This window comes from Bradyrhizobium sp. USDA 4011 (assembly GCF_054063415.1).
In genome coordinates this window covers 2,282,398-2,307,038 of sequence record NZ_JBSSGG010000001.1, presented here as the reverse complement: position 1 = coordinate 2,307,038, position 24,641 = coordinate 2,282,398, and the positions used below count along the sequence as shown (strand labels likewise).

The following is a 24,641-nucleotide window of genomic DNA, read 5'->3' as shown; positions in this document are numbered from 1 at the left end:
AGAGTATCTTTTATCGTTTCAGATGGAACCTCCGTTACGGCCGCAACACCTTGGCGGCGCGGCGATAGTCGGTCGGGGCCATGCCGACATTCGCGGCGAAGAAGCGGGTGAAGCCGCTCTGCGAGGAGAAGCCGAGATCGAAGCCGATATCGGCGATCGGCGCCTCGGTCGCCACCAGCGCATCCAGCGCCTGCTCCATGATCAGCGTGTTCATGTAGAGGTGAGGGGTGACGCCGGTCTGGGTGCGGAACAGCCGGTAGAAGTGCGGCCGCGACAGGCCCGCTTCGCGCGCGATCGCATCGAGCTCGATTTCGGCGCCGGGGCTTTCCGACATCAGCTTGATCGATTTGCGGACCCGGAAATCGGTCACCGCGGCGGCGGCGCGCGCGTCCTGCGCGGCCTGCCAGCTCTCCTCGTAGCAGGAGTCGATCAGCTGCCTGAGCTCGCAATCGAGGCTGCGCAGTGACGGCGCGCCGCACACCAGTGCTGCGGTGCGGCGGATCAGCCGGTCGAGCGCCTCGGTGCGGGGAAAGAAGGTGCGGCCGAACCGCAGGCCCTGCGCGCTCGCCGGCTGCGGCGCGAACCATTCTGAATTGACATAGAGCACGAAGAAGATCGCGCCGTGGTCCATGTCGGTCGGCAGAAAATTGTGCGGTTCCCACGGGTTGACCGCAACCACGGTATCGTCCTTGAGCAGCAGGCGCTGCTCGGAGACATCGATCTGCGCCGGCGTTCCGCCGACATGAAAGATCAGGTGCCCTTCGCGGTGCGCATGCACGTTGAAGGGACGGTTCAACTGATAGACCGTCGCGCGACCGAACCGGCCGTGGAAGACGGCAAGCGCCCTGCTCATGCCTCCCCTCCCGCGGGATGTTCTTGTCTTTTCGACAAGCGTTGATCATCCGCCCGCGGAAAGCAAGGGCGAGCAGGGCTGCTCATGCAACCGCGCGGTTTGGTCACGGCTGGCTTGCTCGCACCTGCAACAAATACGTCAGTACTTCTTGCACTCCGGGACCGTGCGGCTCGGCAGGCCGATCTTGGCGAACACCGCCGGATCGTAGCCCAGCGTCTGGTTGACGTTCGGGATCACCTTCACGACTTTGCTGAACAGCGCGCCTTTGCCGTCGTCGACGACCTCGGTGACGAAGTTGGTGCCGATCGCCTGGCGGTTGGCGTCGAGCCTGATCTTGCCGTTCGGCGCGTCGATCTCGATCTTGGCCAGCGCGTCCTTGAGCTTGGCCTGGTTGTTGGAGAGATCGCCATTGACCTGCCGCAGCGCCAGGATCAGCGCCATGGTCGAGCCGTAATAGTTGGTGGCCAGCAGCGACGGGCTAGGGAAGCGTTTGCTCTCAGGGAACGAGTCCTGATAGGCCTTCACGAACTTCTGCCAGCCCGGATCCTCCCAGGTATCGGCCTGGCCGCTCGCAGCGATGGTGCCGATCAGCGCGTTCTTGGCGCTGCCCTTCGACGACAGGATAGTCTGGTCGATCATGATCGAGCCGCCCATCAGATGCGCCTTGCCGCCGGCCTGCTGATACTGGTTGAGGAAGTTGACGGCGTCGGCGCCGCCGAGGCCGAGATAGATCGCATCGACATCGTCGGGAAGTGCTGCGATGACAGAGGCGAAGTCCTTGGTGCCGAGCGGCACCCATTGCCGGTTGGTGACCTGGCCTCCGGCGCCGCAGAACTCGAGCACCAGGCCGAACACCTGCGTGTAGATGAACGAGTAATCCTCGCCGACGGTCGCAATCTTGCGATAGCCCTTGGTCTCATAGGCATATTTGCCGAGGCCGACCTGCCATTGCGCGCCGTCCATGTTGAAGCGGAAGAAGTTCGGCGCCGGATCGACATAGGTCGTCTCCTGCGCGCCGGAGGCGGCGTTGACGAAGGTCAGTTCCGGATGGGTCTTGGCAAAATTCTTCACCGCGATGCCCTCGTCGCCGGACAGCGGCGATAGCAGGATCTGCACCTTGTCCTGCTCGATCAGCTTGCGCACCGCGCGCACCGCGGAGTCCGGCGTCGCGTCGGTCGAGGCGACGACGAATTCGAGCTCCTTGTCGCCGATCTTCTTGCCGAGCACGTTGAGCGCTGTCTGGTGGCCGCGCATGCCATCCTCGCCGAGCACCGTGTAGGTGCCCTCGAGCGTCGCGGTGACGCCGACCTTGATCTTCTCCTGGGCGAATGCCGTGCCCGAAAGCAACAGGCTGCTCAACGCAATCAGTCCCAAACTGCCTTTCAACATCGCTCTCCTCCCTCTGTGTTGTCGCCGGCGTCCACTTGGCCTCACGAGGGCTGATGGGCGTCCGGTTGTTGCCGGCAAAGCTAGCCGAAGCCAGGCGCGGCGCGGATGTCGTCGCAGCGGGGGTGCTTAACGGGCAGTCTCATTTTGATTGTTGCGCCGCAACGAGACTCGCGGCGCCATGTCGCGGAGGTTCGGCGTAGTAGTTCCGTCATCCTGAGGCGCGCGCGTAGCGCGTCTCGAAGGATCGACGGCCACCGGCCGGGCCGTGCATCCTTCGAGGCTCGCTGCGCTCGCGCCTCAGGATGACGGGATATGCGTTTGCGTTCTCGCGACATGATTTGTCCGAGCTTTTGCTTTTCGTTTCGTCCTCTGTTCGGAGGGCGCATGGGAAGCTCGGTGTCGATCGCACCCACGGGTCCCGTTCAACAAAGCACGGGAGGTAGGACCACATCGCCTTGCTACGTCATGTGGTGGCCGGCGGCCTGTCCGCCGTCGACGTGGAGCACTTCTCCGGTCACAAATCCTGCGCCATCGAGGTAGAGCACCGCGTCGGCGATGTCGGAGATCTCTCCCATCCTGCCGACCGGGTGAAGCGCTGCCAGAGCTTGATGCGCCTCCGCCGGGTGCATCGGGGTCTTGATGATTCCGGGCGACACTGCGTTGACGCGGATCCCGCTCCTTGCATATTCGATCGCGAGCGCGCGGGTTGCGGCGTTCAGGGCGCCTTTGGTCAGCGAGGCGAGGGCGGCGGGAACGCTGCTCATCGGCTGGTCGACGAGACTCGTCGTGATCGTGACGACGTGACCGTGGCCCTGCTTGCTCATCAGTTCCAGCGCGCGCCGGGTCATGTTGAAAAAGCCCGTCACGTTGGTCGAGATGTAGCTGGCGTAGTCATCCTGCGTATAGTCGGTGAATGGTTTCGCCATGAAGATGCCGGCGTTGTTGACCAGCGTGTCGACGCGGCCGAAGCGCTCCAGCGCCGCCTTGAATACGTTCTCCGCCGTATCGGCTGCACCGACGTCGCCCGCCACCGTGACGATATCCGCGTCAGTCGCCGGCTTGATCGAGCGCGACGTCGCGACGACCCGGCAATTGCGATCCCTGAAGGCCTGAACGATGCCGGCGCCGATCCCCTGCGATGCGCCGGTGACGATTGCCACTTTCCGTTCCGTGCTCATGATTGCACTCCTTTTCGCGCTACGCCGCGCCGCTTGCAGCCAGCGGGCTGTAGTCGCGGCTCTTGAACATCGTGTGCAGTTGCCGCCGTCGGATGCCGAGATTGCCGCCGTCGAAGATCGGCAGCGCGAGCGCGTCCTGCAGCAGGCCACCGAATGGCGCCTCATGATCGTAGCTGTCGATCCCGACCACCCGCATCAGATCGGTGATGACGCGCACGGCGGCCTCGGAGCCGAAGATCTTGGCCTGCACCGCCAGCTCCTCGGCTGCCGGCGATTGCGTGTCGAGGGCATGGCAGGCGCGCCAGCTGAGAGTGCGCGCCGCTTCGATCGTGGTCTTGGCATCGGCGAGCGCGTATCCGACCGCTTGATGCTCGATGATGGGGTGAACGCCGCCGCGCTTTTCGCTGCGTGCAAAATCCAGTGCGAACGCGAAGGCCGAGCGCATCAGCGCGACGCCGAAGATTCCGACCAGTGCCGCGGTGCCGGTGAACGCCGCCGCGGTCAGCGCCAGGCCGGCACCTTGCTTTCCGAGCAGATTGTGGTGGGGCGCCGCGACATTCTGAAAGCCAAACTGCGGGACGAGGTGCGCGCGATGACCGATGCTGTCGATCGCGCGTTCGAATACAAGGCCGGTCACCGGTCCTTGCACGGCAATGATCGAGATCGCCGCATCGGGTGCCGCTGCCGGATCGGTGCGGCACACGACGGTCAGAAGATCGGCGCCCTCGCGATTCCAGCCGGTGGCCGAGGACACCCATTTCTTGCGGCCGTTGATCAGCCAGTTGTCGCCGTCGCGCCGCGCGGTGGTGCGGACGCCCTCGCCGGGCGGCGGCGAGGCGGCGTTGGCGCTGCCGCCCGGCTCGCTGGAGCAGAAGGCGGCGAGCGGCGCGCCGCTGGTCTTCAGGAACGGCGCAAGCAATCGCTGGCATTGCTCGGGCGTGCCGCCGAGCAGCAGCGGCAGCAGGCCGAGCACGCTGCCGAGCATCGTGAGGGTCACGCTGGGGTTCACGCTGTAGAATTCCTCGGCGAGGATCGCCATGTCGATCATGCCGGCATTGTCGCCGCCCGCCGGCACCGGAATGCATTTGCGCAGATAGCCGGCCGCCACCATCGCCTCGTAGGTCGGCTTGGTCGCGAGAAAGCGCTGCTCGGGCGTCGCCAGCTTTTCGGCGGCCCTGGCATCGGCCAGCACCTCCCTGGCAAACTTGCGGGAGGCGAGCTGCAGCTCGCGCTGCTGTGCCGTGAGCGTGAAATCGATCGCCATGCCAATGCCCTCCGTGTCGGCGGTTCGGACTATGGCTAGCGCGGTGTGGTCAGGAAATCTTGGACGGCAGTGCCCGATTTCTTGGCGCGGAGTGAACCTATCTCGTCGCGCCTCAGTGCGCGGCGGCGCGGCGGAACTCGCGCGGGGCGAGGCCATTGTGGCGCTTGAACAGGCGGTTGAAATGCGAGATGTCGCGGAAGCCCGCGGCAAAGGCGATTTCGGCGATGGTCTTGTGCGCTGAAGTGCGATCGAGCAGGGCGCGCGTGCACGCCGCGATCCGCTGTTCGTTGACGTGTTCGCCCACGGAATGGCCGGTGCTTGCAAACAGGCGGTGCACGTAGCGCTCGGAGCAGCGGAATTTCGTAGCCAGCGCCGGCGCCCCAAGCTCGGGGTCGTCGCTGTGACGCGCGATATGGTCAAGCATGACAGACAGCAGCACCGGCGTATGCACGCGCTCCGCGGACAAGTCGGCGAGGATGTCGGGTGCGTGCGCGATCAGTTCGGCGATATGCGTGCCGACCATCGCCGAGGTCGTTGCGAGGCGAGCGCCGCTCAGGCAGAGCTCGGCGTAACTCGCCAGCGTCCGCGACAGCGCGCGGCCGGTTTCTGTCGCAGACAGACCGAGCCGCGGGCGATCGAACAGCGTGTCCGGCAACAGGTGCCGCGGCACGGCAAAGCAGAACAGCTTGAAGTGATGCCGGTGGGCGATCTCGAACGGCTGGGTCGTATCGGCAATCGCGAGGTCGCCGGGGGCGCTGATCTGCTCGTGGCCGCGCTGCGAGGTGCGTCCCAGCCCTTCGAGCTGGAGGTTGACGAAGCAGAGGTCGTCGGTGCTCGCAGCGATGTGCGAGGCGAGCCGGTGCACGATGTGTCCGCTGGCCGTGACCCGTGATATCTGAAGCGGCGCGGCGTCGACCTTGCAGATCGCGCCAGCGAACGATTCCTCGGCAATCCGGCGCGGCTCCAGTCGCACGAAGGCAGCTGCGAGGTCGTCCGCCCAACTACCGAAGGGCTGATCCGGACGGGCCGGTCTGGTCGACCATTCCATGCGCGCCTCGAATAGACCGTCACTGCGAAGGGTCCAGCGGGGCGGAAGATATCGCCGGCCAAACCGGCGGTCAAATTCCGCCGGCGGTCTGTTTTCCATGCAAGGAAAGGCGCGTGCGCGCAGGGAACGGGGACCTCACTTCATGGTGTAGCCGGCCTCGGGCTGTTCCAGATTCCCGCCTACGACGTGAAGCGGCATCTCGATGTCGGCGAGCTGATGCCGCAGCACCGCGCGGCGCCGATGACCCTGCTCTATCCGCATCGCCAGCATCTGTCGCGGCGGCTGCAGTTGTTTGCCGATTGGCTGGCAGCGCTGCTGAAAGAGCAGCTCCGTGTCGCGGGCTAGAACTTCGGCGTGACGCCGGCCTGGAAGCCGCGGCTCGTCATCGCCTGCTGTTGGTGGCGCGGATCGAGGCCGTCCTCGCGCGCTTCACCTCGGCCTTGGGCTGGAAAAACAGGCCGGGCATCACCGAGACCAGTCCGAAGGTCATTCCGAGGAATGCCAGGAACGTATCGAGAAAACTCATCTCCATTTCAGTTGTCTCCATTCGGCTTGCACCGGGCTGCCCCGGTGCAATGCGTTCGATGAACCTAGATATGGTCCGGTACATTACTCGGTACAATAGAAACATTGATCTCGGAGCAATACTTTCAATGCTCCGCGTCTAGGCGGCAATCCGGCCCCGAGGAAGCGCATGGGCCTGCCGCTGCTCGATGGCTTTGACGGATTTTTCGAATGCTTTCTCCAGGACGCCTCTGCCGATGGACCCAAGCATGAGACCGAGGACCCATCCCCTGAGATTCCTGCCTTCGCGCACCACGACGACGTCAATGTCGGTCGTGCCATCGGACCGCCGCGTGAAGGTGTAGGTGTGGCCCGACCTGCCGCCCCACACATTGGAGTCGGTCGTTGTCAGGACGACATGGTCGGGATCGGACCAGTCGTAGTGCAAACGCTCCCAGATGCCGTTCGAGCCTTCGGTCACGTCAGCATCCGAGGGGCCGCGATGATGCACCTTGAGATAGGCGTCGGCGCTGTTGCCGAACAGTTTGGAGCGGCTCGGCCCGAAGTCGGTGAGACCGGTGACGTACTGCTCGGGCGTCAAGCTGGTCGTTCGATGAAGGTGGATCGTGGACATCTGTCGCTCCTGCACCTGTGATGGAAGGCTCCGCTGTGGGGACTAGTTGGAGAGTGCGCCCGACTTGCGGACGGTCACGCTGTCGCCGCTCCGGCTGATCTCCAGTGCGCCTGCATGGTTCGGCGTCGAGAGCAGGGCACGCTGACCGGGCGCCAGCACCGAGACGAAGCGAACCGGCGTTCCGGCCTCGCCTTGCGCGAGGGTGGTCACGACGCGATATCCGTCGGGCTCGACCGTGTAGTAGGCGACGCCGGACACGTCGCCCAGATGAATGCTTTGGGCCTCGATCGGCCTGAGCCCGCGAGCCTGCGCGGCTCCAAGCGAGGTTCCAAGTGCGGTCAGGGTGACGGCGGCTGCGAGAACTGTGCTGCGGATCGACATGGGATCCTCCATTGGCTTGAGTGTCAGAACCTGGGCGGCGAGCGATTGCCCGTCTGCTCCCTTGCCGGAGGAGTTGGTCAGGCTATGATCATCGATCAAACAGATAGGATCGATAATGGCCATCGATACCGTCAATTTGGGTCGCATCGACCTGAATCTGCTCGTTCATCTCAATGCGCTGCTCACCGAACGGAGCGTGACCCGGGCGGCCAGCTCCGTCGGCATCGGCCAATCCGCGATGAGTCACAATCTCGCCCGCCTGCGCGAACTGTTCGATGACGAGCTGCTCACGCGAGGGGCCGATGGCATGCGCCTCACCCCGCGCGCGATGAGCTTGCTCGATCCGGTGCGGACCGCGCTCGCACAGGTCGAGGCGGTGCTCCGGCGCGACCAGTCCTTCGATCCGGCTACGGCGGTGCGAACGTTCAGGCTCGGCCTGTCGGACAGTATGGAAATCCTGATCGTGCCGCGCCTTCTGGCGCGCATGCGCGAGATCGCGCCGGGCATTCACTTGCGGCTCTATAACGTCGATACGTCCCGGCTGCTCGACGACCTCGACGCCGACGAAGTGGATCTCGCGCTCTCCTATGGGCCGATCCAGCAGGGACAATTGCATCACATGCAGCGCGTGCTGTTCACCGAGAGTTTTCTTTGCATGTTCAATGCCGAGAAGACCGGTGTCACGCCGCCAATCTCGCTTGAGGACTACATCCGGATTCCGCACGTGCTGACCAGCCTGCGGCCGGGGCGCAGCGTGCGCGGCTTCGTCGATGAAGCGCTCGAAGAGCTCGGCCTGCAGCGGTCCGTTGCGCTGACCACGCCGCGTTTCCTGACCGTGCCGTATCTGGTGGCGCAAGCGCCCGTGATCGTCACCATGGGCGCGCGGCTGGCGCGCCGCTTCGCCGCCGATCTCGGGCTCAGCCTCAGTCCGCCGCCGGTGAAGGTGAAGGACGTCACGGTGTCATTGCTGTGGCATGCGTCCTACCATCACGATCCCGCCCATGTCTGGTTGCGGGACCAACTGGTCAAACTGGTCGCCGAACTGTGAGCCGGCACGGCGGGCGCGCGCCGCACGCCGCGCCCGCTTCTGGGTGTCGCGAACCCTGGCCTCGTCAGAACTTCTGCGTGATGCCGGCGTAGAAGCCGCGGCGCGGGCCGTATTGCGGCGCGAACACGCCGATGCCTGAGCCGTCGCGGATCTGGTAGACGGTGTCGAACAAATTGACGACGTCGAAGCGCAGCGTGGTCGGCTTGTTCGGCGCGACAATGTTGAAGTCGTGCGAGACGCCGACGTTGACCTGCGCGTAGGGCGGCACCGTGCCCGTATTGGCAAAGCCGTCGCGCAAGCCTGAGCCGTAGATCACCGACGCGCTGAATTTGGTGTCGCGCCATTGGTACCAGCCGCCGACCGATGCGGTGAGCGTCTGGGCATGGTCGGTGTTGACGTAATTGTTGGCGATGTAGGCCAGTTCGTCCGGATCGAACAGATACTGGTTCGAGACGACGTTGGTCGCAACCTGCCTTGCGATCGCGACGTTGCCGTAGAGATGCAGATTGTCGTGGTCGTATCGCGCCGTCAGCTCGACGCCCTCGTTGGTGCCCTTCGCATAGTTGAAGGCGGTCAGGACGTAGGCCTGGCCGAACTGGCCGTCGTCGAGCAAATCGGTCGCGATCTTGTAATAGGCGTCCATGCCGACCTCTAGGCCGGGAATCGCATATACTTTCTGCGTGACGCCGATGTCGAACACGTGCGAGCGCTCGGGCAGCACGGGGTCATTGGCCGTGGTCGCCGGCTGCGCCGTCGTGTTCTGCACCAGCGCAAGATTGGTCGGTGCCGCCAGCACCTGTTCGGGCGGCGTGAAATTGCGCGCATAGCCGGCATGGAAGGTCGTGCCGTCATAGGGCTTCCATGTCAGGCTGATCCGCGGGCTCAGCTGGTTGGCATCGACATATTGCCACATCTGGTCGAAGCGCAGGCCGGCATTGAGTGTCAGCTGGTTCGTGATCTTCCATTCGTCGGCGATGTAGGTGGAGAACAGATATCCGGTCTTGGCGCTGGAATCGAACACCGAAAGCGGCGCATCGATCGGGTTGCCGGAATCGTCGAGCGGCAGCACAGTCGAGCCGTTGTTGACCAGCGAGCGCTCGGCGCTGACCGCGACGCCAAACTTCAGCGTATGCGCGAAGCCCAGCCTGTAGGACGTATCCTCCTGGATGCCGTTGATGAAGCTCTGGCGATACACGTCCGACGCGACCCCGTTGAACACGAGATCGCCGACCGGATCGGGCATGAAGTGCAGCTGGCTGTAGCGATTGAAATAGGCGACCTGGTAGTCGAACCCGTCGCCCGACTTCTGATAGGCCACGACGTTGAACTGGTTGAATTCGTGTTGCCGTTCGTTCAGCAGCGCGGAATCGAAATTCGAGACGCCGTAGGCGGTGAAGGCGGGAGCCTGGCCGGGATTGTTGGGGATCTGATAGCCGCCGTTCGAGACGCCGCCGATATAGGTCAGCCGGCTGGTCGGATCGATGGCCGTCGAGACATAGGCAAAGCCCCTTTCCTGGTCGGTCCGGTCGTGGATGGCGTTATAGGCCGGCGTCGGGTTCTCGATGCCGACGTCGCTGCCGAAATAGCGGCCGGAGACGTAGTACTGGGTTTGTCCGATCGTGCCGCCATAGTCGACGCTGGTCGTGAAAGTGCCGTGGCTGCCGCCATAGACACTGACGCTGCCGGAATTGTTGAAGGCATCCGTCTTGGTCTGGATGTCGAGCACACCGGCGGTGCGCAGGCCATACTGCGCGGGCAGCGCGCCCGTGATCAGCGCCATGCTGCCGACGATCCCGGTGTCGATAATCTGGCCGAAAGCGCCGACGCCGTCCGGCAGCATGATCCCGTTGATGCGGTATTGCAGGTTAGCGTGCTCGTTGCGCACATGCAGTTCACCGCTTGCGGCCGAGTCCTGCGAAACCCCGGGCGCCTGCAGCAGGGCCTTGTCCAGGGTGGTGTTGGTGCCCTGAGGCAGCGACTCGAGGCGCTGCTGGTTCATCTGGTAGCTGTTGGCGCCGGTGGGCGCCAGCAGCGCGGCGCGGGCCTGATCGAGCCGCGTGTTCTGGCTTGCGACGGCTTGCGCCTCGGTCTGTTCTGGAGATTCCGGTGTAGCCGATACCGCGCCGGTCCTTCGCGCGCGGCGACCGCCGCCAGTCGCAACGCGCGTCTTCGGCTTGTTCGACCCGGCTGGCGCGGTGTGGCGCTGTGGCGCCGTCACCGTGATGTTGGGAAGTTTGGTGGTCGGCGCGGCCGTCTGCGCGAATGCGGCGCCGTTCATCCCGTAGACAAGGAGCGATGCAGCGCCGGCGGCTGCGTGTCGTCTGATAGTTCCTGACATGTTGATTCCAGATCTCACAAGGCTGCGATCCGGATCCTCCCCGAGGACGCGGTCGAGCCCGCCGTCGATGCGCGACGGCGAAATTCCCCATTGATTAAACGGCAGCCGAATGGTGGCTGCGTTCGAAGTTCAGTCGTGCAGGGAGTTCAGGAGATCGGAGGCGCGCGCGGCTGATAGTGCAGCCGGCCGATGTCGAGCGGCGCCGCATAATTGTCGATCTGCCAGGCGAGCAGAGCTGCGGCATCCGGCAGTTGCAGTGGAGGCAGCGCCGGCACCGGCATTGCCGAGTTGACCATCGCCACGACGGCGCAGATGGCGCAAAGGTCGGCGGCCTGATCGGAATCGGGATTTGAACGAGGCCCGTCGCGCGAGACGTTCTCGACATGCGCCGCGAGCGACGTTGTCGCATGTGTCGACGCGATGGCATGAAAATGGCCGAACGACAGCACGAACTGGATCGCCAGCGCCAACAGCGCCAGCCGAGTCCCGTGCCTGATGTTCGAACGAAACCACTTCATGACGACACCATTTCCGCGTCGAGAGGGTCAGACGACCGATGGACGGCGCCTGCGACGCGGTGTCGCACAGTTTCGAAGCGGTGTCGCACCGTTTCGAAAACGAGCCGGCCTGTCAATCCGCATTGCTTATGGATGCGATCAATTTCCGGCCGTCCGGGTGATCGTGCAACACCGCGACGTTGGCACACAACTGCTCCACGATCGCGTCCCTGGTCCCGGCCGTTCGTCGATGCGACGTCGATGCTTCCCGCGACCAGGCCTGGCCGCTTCCTCCCGCCGAGGGTCGTCAGCGGCTCGCGGGAGCTTGGCGAGCTACGTCCCGATCGGGCGCCGCGCTGGCATTGTCGACGTCCGACGGGTATAGTTTGGCCGCACGTGACGGTAACCTGATGTCGACTTTCGCAAGCAAATCCGGTCTCGCAATCATCGCCGCGGTGCTCTGTCTCGGCGCCCAGCAGGCCAACGCCCAGGCCGGCCCGGTGCGCTACTGGACGCCGGGCTCGCTGTTCGGCTTCGGCGGCAGCCTGGCCGACGGCCAGAAGGCGGACACTTACGGCAACTTTCCGGGCTTTGACGCCACCGCCCCGCAAGGCGGCGACTTCTCGTATCTGAACGGCCGTCCGGATGGCTGGTTTGTCGGCGGCGAAGGCGGTCGCGCCGGTTGGAACACGCTCGGTCAATCGGCGGCATTCGGTTCGCTCGAATATCAGGGCGCGCAGGTCGGCTACAATTTCAAGGGCGTCGGTGATACGCCGGTGACGTTCTTCGCCGGCTTCGACTCGTTGAAATACAATCCCCCCGGCGCCGGCGGGCCGCTGGCGCCGTTCAGCGGCAATCCCGGCGTCAACGCCGGGTATACGGCGCGTGCTGGACTGGAGTTCCGCCCGACCTCGAATGTCACCCTGTCGTTCGGGGCCGGTTTCACCCAGCTCGGGGCGGAGCGCATGGACAGCGACATCCATTCGCAGCTGCTGCCTGGCCAGTCACCGGTTCTGTTCGGCGGCCGCTAGCGCGATGAGACGAGGTCGAATCGTCATCGCGCTTTAGCTCCTTGTTTGAGCATGGTCTTTTCGGAAAACCGCTTCGCACTTTTCCGGATCATGCTTTAGCGCGTCCGAACAGATCGAGGACATGAAGTAGCGCTTCAGCGCAAGACTTTGGCGTTGCGGTCCTGATCCAACCAAAACTTCAATCAGAACCAAGAAGGCTCGAGCTCGCGAGCACAATCAGGATCGAATCATGGACATGCAAGGCAAGATCGCACTCGTCACCGCCGCGGCGTCGGGCGCCGGCCGCGCCGGCGCGCTCATTCTCGCGCGCGAGGGCGCCGCGGTCGCGGTGGTCGACCAGAACGAGGCTGGCGCGAAGGCGGTAGTCGACGAGATCAAAACGGGCGGCGGCCGCGCGCTCGCGCTGACCGGCGACCTGCGCGACGACGGCTTTGCGCGCGACATCGTCGCTGCAACCGTGAAGGAGTTCGGCGCGCTCGATTGCGTCTGGAATCATCTCGGCATTCCCGGGCCGTCTGTCATCGACGATCTGGAAGGCTGGGACCTCAGCGTCGATCTCAATCTGCGCTCGCAGCTGATCACCACCAACGCCGCGCTTGGGCAGATGACGGCGCGGCGCAAGGGCAGCATCCTGTTCACCGCATCGACCTCGGGCCTGGTCGGTTCGCCGTGGAGTCCGACCTATTCGGCGGCCAAGGCCGGCGTGATCGGGCTGGCGCGGGCGCTCGCCAAGCGCCACGCCAAGGACGGCGTGCGCGTCAATGCGATCTGTCCCGGCGCGATCGACACGCCGATGCTGCGGGTGTTCGTCAACCGGCCCGACCAGCCGGGCCACAACGAAGCCGACCCCGAGGAATTGATCAAGGCCGCGGTGACCCGCAACCCGATGGGCCGCGCCGCGCGCCCGGAGGAGATCGCCGAGGTCGCGGCGTTCCTGCTGTCGGACAAGGCCTCGTTCGTCACCGGCATCGCAATGCCGGTCGACGGCGGGACGGTGGCGTAGCGTCGCTTCTCAGAAAACCGTCCTAAAACTTCGCCCTGATGCCGGCATAGGCGGCGAGCGGCATGCCGGGCACGAAGGTGCGCGGATCGCTCAGTTGCGCCATCAGGTTGGGCAAGCCGCCCGCACTGGTGAAGCCGCCCGTTTGATAGAATGCGCCGTGCAGGTAGTAGTGCTGGTTGAACACATTGTTGATCAGGCCGAACACCTCGATGTTCTTCGTGACCTGGTATGACGTGTGCAAATTGACGACCGAGTAGGCCGGCACCTTCGGGCTCTGGTTGGTGTCGTCATGGATGATCCACTGGCTGCCCACCACGTTGAGATCGGCGCCGACCTTCCACGCATCTGTCACGTTGTAGTCGACGCCGGCCTTGAAGCGGTGCGCGGGAATGCCCGGGATGTGGTCACCCGGCGTGACGTTGACAAATTGCGCGCCGGCATCGTTGGTCAGCGCATTCGGATTGTTCGGCGAAGACAGCGTGATCGCGCTTCGATAGGTCGCGTCGACATAGGTGTAGTTGGCGTAGGCGTTCCAGCGATCGATGCGATAGTCGAGCTTGGCCTCGATGCCCTGCCGCAGGGTCTGTCCGGCATTCTGGAAGAAGCCGAAATTGTTGACGCCGAGCGGGCTTGCCACCTGGATGATGTCGTCGTCGGACAGGGTGTGGAACACGCCCAGGCCCCAGCTCAGCACGCCGGTCCTGGCATCGCGGCCCCAGCTGCCGCGCAGGCCGGCCTCGACGGTGTGCGCCACCACCTGCTTGAGCGGCGGGTCGGCCACCAGGAAGCTGTCGATCATGCAGGGATGGTTGGGATCGGAGCAGCCGAGCTCCAGCGGCGTCGGTGCGCGGTTCGCTTCCGAATAGCCGGCATAGGCGGTGAGGTTCGACGTGATCTTGTAGGTGCCGCCGATCACCGGGTTGAAGCGCTGGAAGCGGTTGCTGCTGTTCAGCAGCGGATTGGTGCCGGTCTGGTCCTGCAGCTCGATCTGGGCATAGTTGAACCGTCCACCGGCGGTGACCGAGAACCTGTTCGTCACGTCGAACGTATCGGTGAGGTAGACGCCGGTGTAAGTGTTGGTGGCGCGCAGATCGACCGGGCTGAGGCCGGCGTCGGGCTGGTTGATGAAGATCCCGGTGCCGGTGACGAACAGGTTGTTCGGATCGATCGTGCCGAGCTCGCTGGTCGCCGTGAATTTGGTGTTGCCGTGGTCGACGCTGACGCCCATCACGACGTGGTTGTCGTGCCCGAACAGCCTGTCCGAGTTGGTCAATTGGGCCGTGCCGCCGTAGCTGTTGGTAGCGGCGCGGTTACGGTCGACTTCGCCAAGAAAAGCGTTGCCCAAGGTGTTCGGAACCGACGGACCTCCCGCCGGACCGAAGATCGGAAGGTCGTCGCCGATGCACAGATTATCCCCTCCGTCGCACGGCGCAACGTCAGTGCCGTTGCCGTCGACATGGGTCTGCCGGAAGCCGCGGAAATAGGCGTTGCCCTGGAACGACCAGGTGTCCGAGAAATTATGGCTCAGCGTGGCGTTGACGAAGGCGAGCTGCAGCATCGTCGATTGCGGCCAGGTGTAGACGCTCGACCAGCGCTGGTTGAGCATCTCGACCGGCGTTGCGGCGACGTTGCCGAGCAGATTGCGGGCGCCGGTGAAATTGACGTGGAATTCGGTGTCGTCGTTGCGTGCGCCGATGTCGACATACATGCGGTTGACGTGCGAGGAATTGGCGTAGTCGCGCCAGCCGCGGTCATAGGCGGATTCGAACGCGGCATAGGCCGAGATATTGTCCCGCTGGCCGCCGGCCTGCACGCTGCCCTGCACGCGCCCGTATGAGCCGCCGAACACTTCACCCTCGACGCCCTGATAGGTGAAGCCGTTCTTCATCTGGATGCTGAGCGCGCCGCCGATCGCGTTGAGGCCGAACACGGGGTTGTTGGGAACCAGCGACACCCGGTCGATGGCCTTTTCCGGGATGAAATCCCAGTTGACCACATCGCCCCAGGATTCGTTGATGCGGACGCCGTTCTGATACACCGCGATGCCCTGCGGCGTACCCTGAACCGGCGAGGCAACGAAGCCGCGATAGTCGAGATTGCGCTGGAACGGATTGCCGGTCTGATCGGTCAGCGTGACGCCGGGCAGCTTGCGGTTCACCGAGTCCAGAAAGTTCGTCGAATAGTTGTGGCTGAAATCCGCCGAGGTCAGCACCTCGCTGTTGGACGGGATCTTGTCGCGATCGAGCAGGCTCGAATCCCGGTCGGAAGGGCCAGGGACCCCGGTGCCGCCCTCCGGCGCCGCCGCGGTTTGGGCCGGCGCGGCCCGTGTTCGGGCGGTTCGCGAGGTCCGCACCACCGGCCGGGCGGCAGGCTTGATGCTGCGTGTGCCTGAAAGCGGCGAGGGGGCAATCACGGTGACCGGCGGCAGTTCGGTCGGGGCGGGGGTCTGGGCCTGCACCATCGTCAGCGGCGCTGCGGCTCCGATGGCGGTGAGCATGGCCGCAGCGCCGCGCGTCGTGACCGAACCAGACAAAAATCGTGTTGCCGTACGCAACAACGCACCAGCCATAACGCCCACCCTGTTGTGCCGGTTCGGCTTTTATCCCCGACGAACCTTGGTTTTGGAGACTGCGGGAGCGCTGGTGCTTTGGCAAACAAGATGTGTCCCGGAGGTCCGGGATTCTTTTCCATCTGTAATCGGGAAAAATTCCCGATGCCGGTGGAGGGACGCGCCAACCGGTTGCGGGGTGGTGATTCTCGCCGATTTTGCGGAGACTTTGCCCAAGAGGCAGGCATCCCGCCTCCCGGGCAGCGGCGGCTAAGGCGCGATGAGATAGGCGGAGAAGGCGGCGGCGCTGCGCTCCCTGTCCCCGTTCTTACGGGGAGAGGGTTGGGGTGAGGGGCCGTCTCCGCGTATTCGGCGATAGCTGTGTTTGCGGCGACTCCCCCTCACCCGGAACGCATCCAACGATGCGTTCCGACCTCTCCCCGCACGCGGGGCGAGGTGCGGCGGGATCCGTTGCTCGCTTCGGAGCAAAGTCATCTTGTTCTAGTCCTTGAACTCGCAGCCGAGGCGCTGCAGGGCCTCATCGACCCAGCGGCGGTCGCTGGTGCCGGCGAGGATCTGCTGGATGGCCTTTTCCTCGGTCGCCTTCTTGGCCTCGGTCAGCTTGCAGACGGCCTCGGCCTCGTCGTGCGGCACGCAGAGCACGCCGTCGTCGTCGGCCACGAGGAGATCTCCGGGCTCGACGATCATGCCGTCGATCGAGATGGCGCAATTGATCTCGCCTGGGCCGTCCTTGTAGGGGCCGCGATGGGCGACGCCGGCGGCGAACACCGGGAACGATCCGGCGCGGATCGCGCCCGCATCGCGGATCGAGCCGTCGATCACGAAGCCCGCCACGCCCTTCTTCTCGGCCAGCGTCGACATGATCTCGCCGATGATGGCGTTGACCAGGATGCCGCCGGCGTCGACCACGATCACGTCGCCCGGCTGGGCCAGGTCGATCGCCTTGTGCACCATCAGGTTGTCGCCGGGCCGGGTCTTCACGGTCAGCGCCGGGCCGCCGAGCCAGCCGCCGGCATGCATCGGCCGCAGCCGGTTGGTGCCCGCGATCCGCGACATCACGTCGCTGATATTGGCGACCGGAAGCGTGCGGTAGCGCGCGACGAGGTCGGGCGACACTTTCCGCTTCGCCTTGTGAATTGCAAATCCTATGGCCATCGGTGTTCTCCGGTGTGTTGTCGGCGCGGTCGCTCAATGCGTGCCGCGGTCGAGATGGGCGTTGAGGCGCGCATAGACGCGGCGGGCGTTGCCTTCGAATATCTTGGCCTTGTCTTCCGCGCTCAGGGGCAGCGCATCGATGTAGCGGCGGGTGTCGTCGAAGTGATGACCGGTCTCGGGATCGATGCCGCGGACCGCGCCAACCATCTCCGACGCAAACAGGATGTTCTCGACCGGGATCACCCTGGTCAACAGCTCGATGCCGGGGAGGTGATAGACGCAGGTGTCGAAGAACACGTTCTGCAACAGATGCTCCGACAGCGGCGGCAGCTTCATGTCCTGCGCGAGGCCGCGGTAGCGGCCCCAGTGATAGGGGACCGCGCCGCCGCCATGCGGGATGATGAACCGCAGGGTCGGGAAGCGCTTGAACAGGTCAGAGGTCAGGAACTGCATGAAGGCGGTGGTGTCGCCGTTGAGGTAGTGCGCGCCGGTGCCGTGGAAGCAGGGATTGCAGGACGAAGAGACATGGACCATCGCCGGCACGTCGAACTCGACCATCTTCTCATAGAGCGGATACCACCATTCGTCGGTCAGCGGCGGGTCGCACCAATAGCCGCCGGCGGGATCGGGATTGAGGTTGCAGCCGACGAAGCCGAGCTGCGTCACGCAGCGCTCGAGCTCCTCGATGCAGTTGGCGGGCTTGACGCCCGGGCTCTGCGGCAGCTGGCACACGGGCACGAAATTCTGCGGAAACAGCGTGCAGACCCGGTGCACGAGGTCGTTGCAGATCGTGGTCCATTCCCGGCTGGTCGCTTCCTTGCCGACATGGTGCGCCATGCCGGCGGCGCGCGGCGAGAAGATGGTGACGTCGGTGCCACGCTCCTTCTGTAGGCGGAGCTGCGCGCCCTCGACGCTGGAGCGAATCTCGTCATCGGTGATGCCGAGATTGGTGGTGAGCGGCCGGCGCGATCTGTCGGCGAGGCCGGCGAGCTGCTTGTCGCGGAAGATCTGCAGCTTGACCGGCTCGGTGGTGTAGTGGCCGTGACAGTCGATGATCATGGTTGCGTCCTTGGCAGGGTTGTCAGTGGGCGACGGATGACGGGATCGCGCCCGTCAATTCGGTCTCGCGCGGTTTGACGCGCATGGTGGCGGCGATGGCGGATGCGACGAACAGGAAGCCGGCTTCCGCGACGCCGAGGCCGAACCGTATCACGTAGAGGCTCAGCGGATTCCAGACAAAGGCGGTCAGCGTGGCGACGAGGCCCCGGGTGATCAGGATGCGCGCGAGCCAGATCCGGGCGCCGAGCCAGTGCAGCATCAGATTGCTCGGCACCTCGAGCACCATGTAGCCGAGGAAGAAGATGCTGGCCGCAAAGCCGAGGGTCGCGGGGCTGAGGCCGAGGTCCTTGTTCATCATCAGCCCGGCATAGCCGAGATTGATGCGGTCGAGATAGTTGAAGAACATCATGACGAAGAGGATCGGGATCAGCCGCCAATAGACCCGGCGGATGGTTTGCCGTTCGAGCTCGCTGAGGGACGCTTGGCCCATTGGAATCCTCCCTTGCTTTTTGTTATCGCGCCTGTGATCCGAACCTAGCGGAGCGCCTGCTATTTGCGGCGATTTCGCATGGCTGACCGGCTGCGCGTGTTGCCCCTTGGAGCATCCGCGTTTTGTCGCCAAGATCGGGAAACGGAGCTGGCGGGTCAAATACCGCTTTGGCCCGTCCCTTATAGGGAAACGGAATAAGCGTCATGAACGTTGTCGCGAAGGCGCTGGACACGCCGGATGCGGAGAGCCGCATGCTGGTGGCGATGCGCTCGAACGCCTCGCTGCTGCCGCGCCGGTTCGTCGAATGCGCGCTGCAGGCGGCGTCGCGAAGCGCACCGCCGCTGGTCCCCGAGGTCGCTGCGGCGATCCGCTGATCGAGCCGCGCCGAAGCCGAACGCGCGCGCTTGAGATGGCGAGTTGCCGTGCGCGGCATGCGACGGCCCGCGCCCCCAATACTTTCGTCGGCCGTAGTCTCCCGGAATGCAGTCTGGCGTCGGTCTTGCATACTTGAATACAAGGTGCTGGGGCGCCGCTTCGTCGTGTTTCGCCCGCAACGGCAATGTTGCCGGCGAACGGTAGTTGATGCTCGCCCGCAGCTGGATCAGATCTGCGGAGACGACACCATGCACGCCATTACGCGTGCGGCACTGCTGCTGGGGGCGATGTGGTTGACATCGCCGACCCTGGCGCGCGACGACGGCCGCTACGCCAATTCACCTCTGAAGCCCTGGTTTGAAAGCCTGCACAGCGGCTACGGGCAGTGCTGCTCAGATGCCGACGGATATGTGGTCGCGGATCCCGATTGGGAGTCGGATCACGGCCACTATCGCGTGCTCATCGACAGTGAATGGGTTGTTGTGCCCGATGAGGCCCTTATCACCGAGCCGAACAAGATCGGGCGAACCATGGTGTGGAAGCACTATATCGACGGCCACCCGCGCGTGCGCTGCTTCATGCCGGGCAGCATGACCTGAGGCGCTGTCTTACGCGGGCTTATGGCCGGTGAGGAAGCGTGTGACCACGCCGCCAAGCGTCGCGTGGTCGAGCGGTGCGGCGAGCGATGCCTTGGCCGTCTCGACCACGACATCGGGCGCGAGGCCGCGGCGCAGGTCGCACAGCGCGTCGGCGTAGTCGACGGTGAATTCCGGATGCGGCTGCACCGACAGTGTGGTGCCGTTGGCATAGAGCAGCCCGGCATGCGGGGTGAACGCGGACGCCATGATGGTGCGTGCGGAGGCGGGCGGGGCGATCACCTGGTCCTGATGCGAGGCGGCCGCCGCGATCGTCTCGCCGTCGATCAGCCCGTTGTCCGGCGCCAGCTGATAGACGTGACGGCCGATGCCCCAGCCCTTTTCCGATTTGCGCACCGTTCCGCCGAGCGCTTGCGCGATCAACTGGTGGCCGAAGCAGACGCCGACCATCGGAATGCGCTTGTCATGGGCGGCGCGCACGAAGGCTTCGAGCGGCGCGATCCATGCGACATCGTCATAGACGCCGGCCGCCGATCCCGTGATCAGGATCGCATCCAGCGTGGCCGGATCCGGAAGTGCCTCACCGTTGGCAACGCTGACGACGTCGCAGGCGATCGACGGATCGGCTGCGGCCACCATCCGCTGGAACATCTGCGGATAGCTGCCGTGGCGCTCGCGGAATTGCGGACTGACGAGCCCGGTTTCGATGATGGTGATGCGGGGCATGGAACGCGCTGACGGATGGGCGGGATGCCTCCGCGTTTACTCCGGAAGCGCCGACGGCCGCAAGCCGCGCGGCGCGGCCGCCGCTCAATTCCGCGAGGGCGCCGCCGCGTCGATCGTTGCGGTGTGCTGCGCCGCCGGCGTCGTGCTGAAGATGACCGGTGTCGGGCTTTCGATCGCCGGCGTGGTCGCGACGATCGCAGGCTCGGTACGGTAACGCGGCAGCTGATCCTCAAGCGAGTAGCCGACGCAGAGCGCGAGGCTCGACCAGACCGCCATGCTGAAATACAGCGACATCCAGGCGATCTCCTCGCGCCATTCGGCGATGTCGTGGGTCACGACCCAGCGCCGGCTGACGTCGCGCAGGCCGTCGAGCGGATGCAGCAACGTGCCGCCGGCGGCGAGGTTGGCGCGCCAGCGGTTCAGATACATCGGGACGTCGACGGTCATCAGGAAGGCGAGGAAGGCGGCGATGCCGACGATCGCGACGATGAAGGCCCAGCGCACCGGCCCATGAAACTCGGGCAGCAGCCGGCACAGCGCGATCCCGACCAGGAAGAACACCACGGCCCAGATCGAGTTCTCGATTGCGTTGCAGAGATAATGGGTGGTCAGCACCGCATACCAGGAGAAGCATTCCGCCAACACGATCAGCGGCACGATGATCCAGGCGATGTTGATGGTGGTCTCGGCGCCGGTCATGGTGCCGAGCTGATACAGGATGATCGCCCATTGCGCGGCGAAGCAGACCTCGGCGACGGTCGCGACGGTGCGGCCGACCACGACGCTCGACAGCCAGGTGTCGAACAGGCAGATGCGCTGCACGTCGGCGCGCGGCAGCACCGAGCGGAAGGCGCAGCCGAACACATAGGCCGCGCAGAGCAGCAGCATCAGGCCGATGCCGGACGTATTGCTGAGGCTGCCGTTCGACTGCTCTTGGAACTGTCGGTACAGCGCGAACCAGATCGCGATGTTGGCGGCGCTGACGAGGCTCAGGAAGCCCCACCACCGGACCACTGGATTCGACCAAGCCAGCGAAACCGGCTGCGCCCGCTCCATGCTCATTCACCGCTCCGCGTGTAACCGAATTGATATTGAACTGTAGTAATTCTGTCATAGAAGGCGGCGAATCACGACTAAAAAATGCGTGTGGGGCGGGGCCGGGCGGCTCCGATTGTGACAGCGTTTGTGACAGCGACCGCGGTTTATGACAGCGAGCGCGTGGCGAGCCCTCCGTTCGTCATTTCGGGATGCGCGGTAACCTCTTCGTCGTTCCGGGATGCGCCGAAGGCGCAGGCCCGGAATCCATCGGGCTGCCGTGCTGCGGTTGAATGGATTCCGGGCTCGCGCTTTGCGCGCCCCGGAATGACGAGGGAGGGAGCCCCGGCCTTCGCGATCGTGATCGAAGGTGACGCCCGCGCCGGTAGGCAGGCGTCGCGCGATCATCTATGGAACGGCTTCCTTTTTCGGGCCGAACCCGCACGGGCCGGCTTCAAGCGAAGGCGCCTTGTGACGACGGACATGACGGCCAGCTACGATCCGCTGTTGCGCAGGATTCACTGGGCGACGGCGGTGCTGTTCATCGCGGCGATGCTGATCGGGCTCTATTGCGGGCTGCAGCCGGCAGGGACGCCGCCGCGGCGCGAGCTGCTCGAGGTGCACAAGTCGCTCGGCGTCACCCTGTTCTTCCTGGCGATCCTGCGGCTGATGGTGCGGGCCGTGACCACGGCGCCGCCGGAGCCGGGCTCGTTCTCGCCGCTGATCAGGATCGCCGCACGGCTCAATCACTGGGCGCTCTACGCCATCCTGTTCGTGATGCCGGCGACCGGATACATGTTCTCGTCGGCCGGCGGCTATTCGCTGCGCTATTTCTGGACCTTCAGCTGGCCGCGCCTGTTCGCCGACAACAAGGCGGTGGCGGAGGCGGGCGAGCTGGCGCATGGCGCGCTGGCCTATGTCGTCTATGCCCTGGTCGCGCTGCATATCGCCGCGGCGCTGTGGCATGTCGTCGTCAAGAAGGACGAGACGCTAGCGCGGATGTGGCCGCGCGCGAGGGCGCAATGAGCAACTTTGTCCGCGGGCTCCGTTCACCTCTCCCAAGGGAGAGGTGGGTCGGAGCAGCCCTCGGCGATCAGCCGCGCAGCGCGGTTTCCGGAATGGTGCGGCGGACCACTTCGCGCATCGCGAAGCTGGAATGGATGCGGGCGACGCCCGGCATCCGCGACAGATGCTGCTTGTGGATGCGCTCGAAGTCGGCGATGTCGCGGGCAATCACTTGCAGATGATAGTCGTCGCTGCCCGACATCAGGTGGCAGGACACGACGTCGGGGCAGCGTGAGATCGCGGCCTCGAAGGCTGCGAGATAATCCTCGCTCTGCTTCTCCAGCGTGATGGTGACGACGACGGTTGTCACGAGGCCAAGCGTTGATGGTTCGAGGTCGACGCGGTAGCCGCGGATCACGCCGATTTCCTCGAGATGGCGGATGCGCCGCGCGCAGGCGGTCGGCGACAGCCCGACCTTCTCGGCAAGCTCGATCTGGCTGGCGCGCGCGTCGGCGACCAGCTCGGCAAGGATTCTGAGATCGATACGATCGAGACCGTCCACGCAGTTTTCCTTCGAGCGGTGAGCTGGAAACGAAGGATATGAGCGTATCTGTATGTGCACAAGCCGGAAATCGCTGAGAAACGCCATGTGACGAGGAATAGCCTTGCGGTTAACGGAAACGAATCCTTCAAGGAGCAGACCATGCGCATCGGCGTGCCCAAGGAAATCAAGGTCGAGGAATATCGGGTCGGGCTGACGCCTGCCTCGGTGCGGGAATATGTGGCGCACGGCCACGAGGTCATGGTCCAGCGCGGCGCCGGCGACGGCATCGGTGCCGGCGATGACGTCTACACCCAGGCCGGCGCACGGATTGCCGACACCGCCGAAGAGGTTTTCTCGGTCGCCGAGATGATCGTGAAGGTGAAGGAGCCGCAGCCATCCGAGTGGATCAGGCTGCGCGAGGGGCAGATCCTGTTCACCTATCTGCATCTCGCGCCCGACGTGCCGCAGACCGCGGGGCTGATCGCCTCCGGCTGCACGGCGGTCGCCTATGAGACCGTGACCGACGCGCATGGCGGGCTGCCGCTGCTCGCGCCGATGAGCGAAGTCGCAGGCCGGCTGGCGATCGAGGCCGCGGGCGCCGCGCTGCGCAAATCCGCCGATGGCATGGGCAAGCTGCTCGGCGGCGTGCCGGGCGTTCCGCCGGCGCGCGTTGCGATCATCGGCGGCGGCGTGGTCGGCACCCATGCGGCGCGCATGGCCGCCGGGCTCGGCAGCGACGTCACCATCCTTGACCGCTCATTGCCGCGGCTCCGCGCGCTCGACGACCTCTTCCTCGGGCGTGTCCGCACCCGTTACGCCACGCTGGAAGCGATCGAGCAGGAAGTTTTCGCGGCTGACGTTGTGATCGGCGCGGTGCTGGTGCCCGGCGCCAGCGCGCCAAAGCTGGTGTCGCGCGCACAGCTTGCAGGCATGAAACGCCGTGCGGTGCTGGTCGACGTCGCGATCGATCAGGGCGGCTGCTTCGAGACCTCGAAGGCGACCACGCATCAGGCGCCGACCTATCTGGTCGACGACATCGTGCATTATTGCGTCGCCAATATGCCGGGCGCGGTGCCTGTCACCTCGAGCCACGCGCTCAACCACGCCACCTTGCCGTTCGGCCTGGCGCTGGCCTCGAAGGGGCTGCGCGCGCTGGTCGAGGATCCGCATCTGCGCGCCGGCCTCAACGTCCATCGCGGCCGCATCACCAACCGCGCGGTGGCCGAAAGCCAGCATCTGTCGGCCGTGATGCCCGAGGAAGCGCTGGCGTCGTGAGGCGAAATCCGAAAGGTCTAATTGCAGCGCGGGTTCAACCTCCCCTTGAAAAGGGGAGGTCGCTTTGCTCGCCAGAGCAAAGCGGGTGGGGATCGGCGTTCTCCACATAGAGCGTCGCTGCGGCGGACCCCCATCTCGACCTTCCCCCTTTCAATGTCGGCTATGTTTTCCAGCGCGACACGCTGTTTCCCGAGGGGAAGCCTCGGGCATGATGGTCGCGGTCGTGGTGCTGATGCTGGTCGGTGTCGTGCTGTCGGCAATCATCTGGCGGCCGCAGGCCTATCTGCTGCGCTGGCAGCGGCAGCGCAGCGCCGAATAAGAAGCGGCCCGCGGCGACGTTTCATTTGTCGCGCGCGGGCCATTTCCAGATTGGGATTTTCAGACTTGGGCTGGCTTCGATTTGGGCTGGCTTCGATTTGGGCTGGCTCCGATTTGCGCTGCGGTTTCCGACGGAGCTGCGGCTGCGGTCTCCGACGGCGAGGTTTCGCCGTCGAGCCAATCCTGCTCCTTGGCCAGCGCTCGCCAGGCCGCCTCCATGCGCTTGAAGCGATTGTAGGTCGGCTCGTCGTCGGCGCGCACGGCAAGCTGCGCGCAGTTCTCTGCATTGTCGAGGAAGTGCTGCGATTGTTTCATGGAACGTCCTC

Annotated in this window: 25 protein-coding genes and 1 pseudogene; 8 read left to right on the top strand and 18 right to left on the bottom strand. The window is 64.9% G+C overall.

The genetic code is table 11. The features are described from left to right. Window positions 1-34 precede the first annotated feature (34 nt). The 5 genes from ACVW1C_RS10735 to ACVW1C_RS10715 form a co-directional block, all read right to left on the bottom strand. On the bottom strand, window positions 35-853 hold the full coding sequence (locus tag ACVW1C_RS10735; protein WP_173641102.1) for a helix-turn-helix transcriptional regulator: 819 nt from the start codon (window positions 851-853) through the stop codon (window positions 35-37). 138 nt (window positions 854-991) lie between these two features. Next, entirely contained in the window at window positions 992-2,242 is a 1,251-nt protein-coding gene (locus tag ACVW1C_RS10730; protein WP_456758396.1) for an ABC transporter substrate-binding protein, read from the bottom strand. Between the two features lie 458 nt (window positions 2,243-2,700). Further along, window positions 2,701-3,420, bottom strand: a complete 720-nt coding sequence (locus ACVW1C_RS10725) for an SDR family NAD(P)-dependent oxidoreductase (RefSeq protein ID WP_456758395.1) — start codon at window positions 3,418-3,420, stop codon at window positions 2,701-2,703. Window positions 3,421-3,439: 19 nt separating this feature from the next. Then, on the bottom strand, window positions 3,440-4,684 hold the full coding sequence (locus ACVW1C_RS10720; protein ID WP_456758394.1) for an acyl-CoA dehydrogenase family protein: 1,245 nt from the start codon (window positions 4,682-4,684) through the stop codon (window positions 3,440-3,442). Between the two features lie 112 nt (window positions 4,685-4,796). Further along, window positions 4,797-5,732 (bottom strand): helix-turn-helix domain-containing protein, encoded by a 936-nt coding sequence (locus ACVW1C_RS10715; protein ID WP_456758393.1) that lies wholly within the window; start codon window positions 5,730-5,732, stop codon window positions 4,797-4,799. A 147-nt stretch (window positions 5,733-5,879) separates the two neighbouring features. Here ACVW1C_RS10715 and ACVW1C_RS10710 point away from each other — a divergent pair. Next, window positions 5,880-6,077: pseudogene (locus tag ACVW1C_RS10710) on the top strand (LysR family transcriptional regulator); the annotation flags it as partial. A 37-nt stretch (window positions 6,078-6,114) separates the two neighbouring features. Here the strand turns inward: ACVW1C_RS10710 and ACVW1C_RS10705 are convergent. From ACVW1C_RS10705 to ACVW1C_RS10695, 3 genes are all read right to left on the bottom strand, one after another. Beyond that, window positions 6,115-6,264, bottom strand: coding sequence for a hypothetical protein (locus ACVW1C_RS10705; protein WP_456758392.1), 150 nt, complete (start codon window positions 6,262-6,264; stop codon window positions 6,115-6,117). Between the two features lie 132 nt (window positions 6,265-6,396). After that, the gene (locus ACVW1C_RS10700) at window positions 6,397-6,870 is read right to left on the bottom strand and encodes a hypothetical protein (RefSeq protein ID WP_456758391.1); all 474 of its coding nucleotides are present in this window, start codon (window positions 6,868-6,870) and stop codon (window positions 6,397-6,399) included. 42 nt (window positions 6,871-6,912) lie between these two features. Continuing rightward, on the bottom strand, window positions 6,913-7,374 hold the full coding sequence (locus ACVW1C_RS10695) for a hypothetical protein (RefSeq protein WP_456758390.1): 462 nt from the start codon (window positions 7,372-7,374) through the stop codon (window positions 6,913-6,915). On the opposite strand from ACVW1C_RS10695, the gene ACVW1C_RS10690 reads away from it, so the two are divergent. Continuing rightward, a complete protein-coding gene (locus ACVW1C_RS10690; protein ID WP_456758389.1) occupies window positions 7,367-8,299 on the top strand; it encodes a LysR family transcriptional regulator in 933 nt (310 codons plus the stop codon). The genes ACVW1C_RS10695 and ACVW1C_RS10690 overlap by 8 nt on opposite strands. Before the next feature lie 64 nt (window positions 8,300-8,363). Here the strand turns inward: ACVW1C_RS10690 and ACVW1C_RS10685 are convergent, their stop codons facing one another. Together ACVW1C_RS10685 and ACVW1C_RS10680 are read right to left on the bottom strand one after the other, a co-directional pair. Then, entirely contained in the window at window positions 8,364-10,637 is a 2,274-nt protein-coding gene (locus tag ACVW1C_RS10685; RefSeq protein WP_456758388.1) for a TonB-dependent receptor, read from the bottom strand. Between the two features lie 146 nt (window positions 10,638-10,783). Then, on the bottom strand, window positions 10,784-11,155 hold the full coding sequence (locus ACVW1C_RS10680) for a DUF2946 family protein (RefSeq protein ID WP_456758387.1): 372 nt from the start codon (window positions 11,153-11,155) through the stop codon (window positions 10,784-10,786). A gap of 389 nt (window positions 11,156-11,544) precedes the next feature. Here ACVW1C_RS10680 and ACVW1C_RS10675 point away from each other — a divergent pair, with 389 nt between their 5' ends. Both ACVW1C_RS10675 and ACVW1C_RS10670 read left to right on the top strand, forming a co-directional pair. Continuing rightward, entirely contained in the window at window positions 11,545-12,165 is a 621-nt protein-coding gene (locus ACVW1C_RS10675; protein WP_456758386.1) for a hypothetical protein, read from the top strand. Between the two features lie 229 nt (window positions 12,166-12,394). Continuing rightward, on the top strand, window positions 12,395-13,168 hold the full coding sequence (locus ACVW1C_RS10670) for an SDR family NAD(P)-dependent oxidoreductase (protein WP_456758385.1): 774 nt from the start codon (window positions 12,395-12,397) through the stop codon (window positions 13,166-13,168). A gap of 22 nt (window positions 13,169-13,190) precedes the next feature. On the opposite strand, the gene ACVW1C_RS10665 is transcribed toward ACVW1C_RS10670, so the two are convergent. The 4 genes from ACVW1C_RS10665 to ACVW1C_RS10650 all read right to left on the bottom strand — a co-directional run bounded on the left by ACVW1C_RS10665 (window position 13,191) and on the right by ACVW1C_RS10650 (window position 18,441). Then, window positions 13,191-15,665, bottom strand: a complete 2,475-nt coding sequence (locus tag ACVW1C_RS10665; protein WP_456758384.1) for a TonB-dependent receptor — start codon at window positions 15,663-15,665, stop codon at window positions 13,191-13,193. 552 nt (window positions 15,666-16,217) lie between these two features. Continuing rightward, complete coding sequence (locus ACVW1C_RS10660) at window positions 16,218-16,892, bottom strand: RraA family protein (RefSeq protein WP_456758383.1); 675 nt, start codon at window positions 16,890-16,892, stop codon at window positions 16,218-16,220. Window positions 16,893-16,925: 33 nt separating this feature from the next. Next, the gene (locus ACVW1C_RS10655; protein WP_456758382.1) at window positions 16,926-17,951 is read right to left on the bottom strand and encodes an amidohydrolase family protein; all 1,026 of its coding nucleotides are present in this window, start codon (window positions 17,949-17,951) and stop codon (window positions 16,926-16,928) included. A gap of 22 nt (window positions 17,952-17,973) precedes the next feature. Further along, window positions 17,974-18,441, bottom strand: coding sequence for an MFS transporter (locus tag ACVW1C_RS10650; RefSeq protein ID WP_456758381.1), 468 nt, complete (start codon window positions 18,439-18,441; stop codon window positions 17,974-17,976). A 203-nt stretch (window positions 18,442-18,644) separates the two neighbouring features. Between ACVW1C_RS10650 and ACVW1C_RS10645 the strand changes: the two genes are divergently transcribed. Continuing rightward, window positions 18,645-18,815, top strand: a complete 171-nt coding sequence (locus ACVW1C_RS10645) for a hypothetical protein (protein WP_456758380.1) — start codon at window positions 18,645-18,647, stop codon at window positions 18,813-18,815. 249 nt (window positions 18,816-19,064) lie between these two features. Then, on the top strand, window positions 19,065-19,415 hold the full coding sequence (locus tag ACVW1C_RS10640) for a hypothetical protein (protein WP_456758379.1): 351 nt from the start codon (window positions 19,065-19,067) through the stop codon (window positions 19,413-19,415). Window positions 19,416-19,424: 9 nt separating this feature from the next. On the opposite strand, the gene ACVW1C_RS10635 is transcribed toward ACVW1C_RS10640, so the two are convergent. Together ACVW1C_RS10635 and ACVW1C_RS10630 are read right to left on the bottom strand one after the other, a co-directional pair. Continuing rightward, the gene (locus ACVW1C_RS10635) at window positions 19,425-20,138 is read right to left on the bottom strand and encodes a glutamine amidotransferase-related protein (RefSeq protein ID WP_456758378.1); all 714 of its coding nucleotides are present in this window, start codon (window positions 20,136-20,138) and stop codon (window positions 19,425-19,427) included. A gap of 84 nt (window positions 20,139-20,222) precedes the next feature. Beyond that, complete coding sequence (locus tag ACVW1C_RS10630; RefSeq protein ID WP_456763046.1) at window positions 20,223-21,194, bottom strand: hypothetical protein; 972 nt, start codon at window positions 21,192-21,194, stop codon at window positions 20,223-20,225. 462 nt (window positions 21,195-21,656) lie between these two features. Here ACVW1C_RS10630 and ACVW1C_RS10625 point away from each other — a divergent pair, with 462 nt between their 5' ends. Continuing rightward, on the top strand, window positions 21,657-22,199 hold the full coding sequence (locus ACVW1C_RS10625; RefSeq protein ID WP_456758377.1) for a cytochrome b: 543 nt from the start codon (window positions 21,657-21,659) through the stop codon (window positions 22,197-22,199). 67 nt (window positions 22,200-22,266) lie between these two features. Here the strand turns inward: ACVW1C_RS10625 and ACVW1C_RS10620 are convergent, their stop codons facing one another. After that, window positions 22,267-22,740, bottom strand: a complete 474-nt coding sequence (locus ACVW1C_RS10620; RefSeq protein WP_456758376.1) for an Lrp/AsnC family transcriptional regulator — start codon at window positions 22,738-22,740, stop codon at window positions 22,267-22,269. A gap of 141 nt (window positions 22,741-22,881) precedes the next feature. Here ACVW1C_RS10620 and ald point away from each other — a divergent pair, with 141 nt between their 5' ends. Beyond that, window positions 22,882-23,997: an alanine dehydrogenase gene (gene ald / locus ACVW1C_RS10615; protein WP_456758375.1), complete on the top strand. Its 1,116-nt coding sequence runs from the start codon at window positions 22,882-22,884 to the stop codon at window positions 23,995-23,997. 378 nt (window positions 23,998-24,375) lie between these two features. Here the strand turns inward: ald and ACVW1C_RS10610 are convergent, their stop codons facing one another. After that, window positions 24,376-24,630 (bottom strand): hypothetical protein, encoded by a 255-nt coding sequence (locus ACVW1C_RS10610; protein ID WP_456758374.1) that lies wholly within the window; start codon window positions 24,628-24,630, stop codon window positions 24,376-24,378. Window positions 24,631-24,641: the final 11 nt, after the last annotated feature.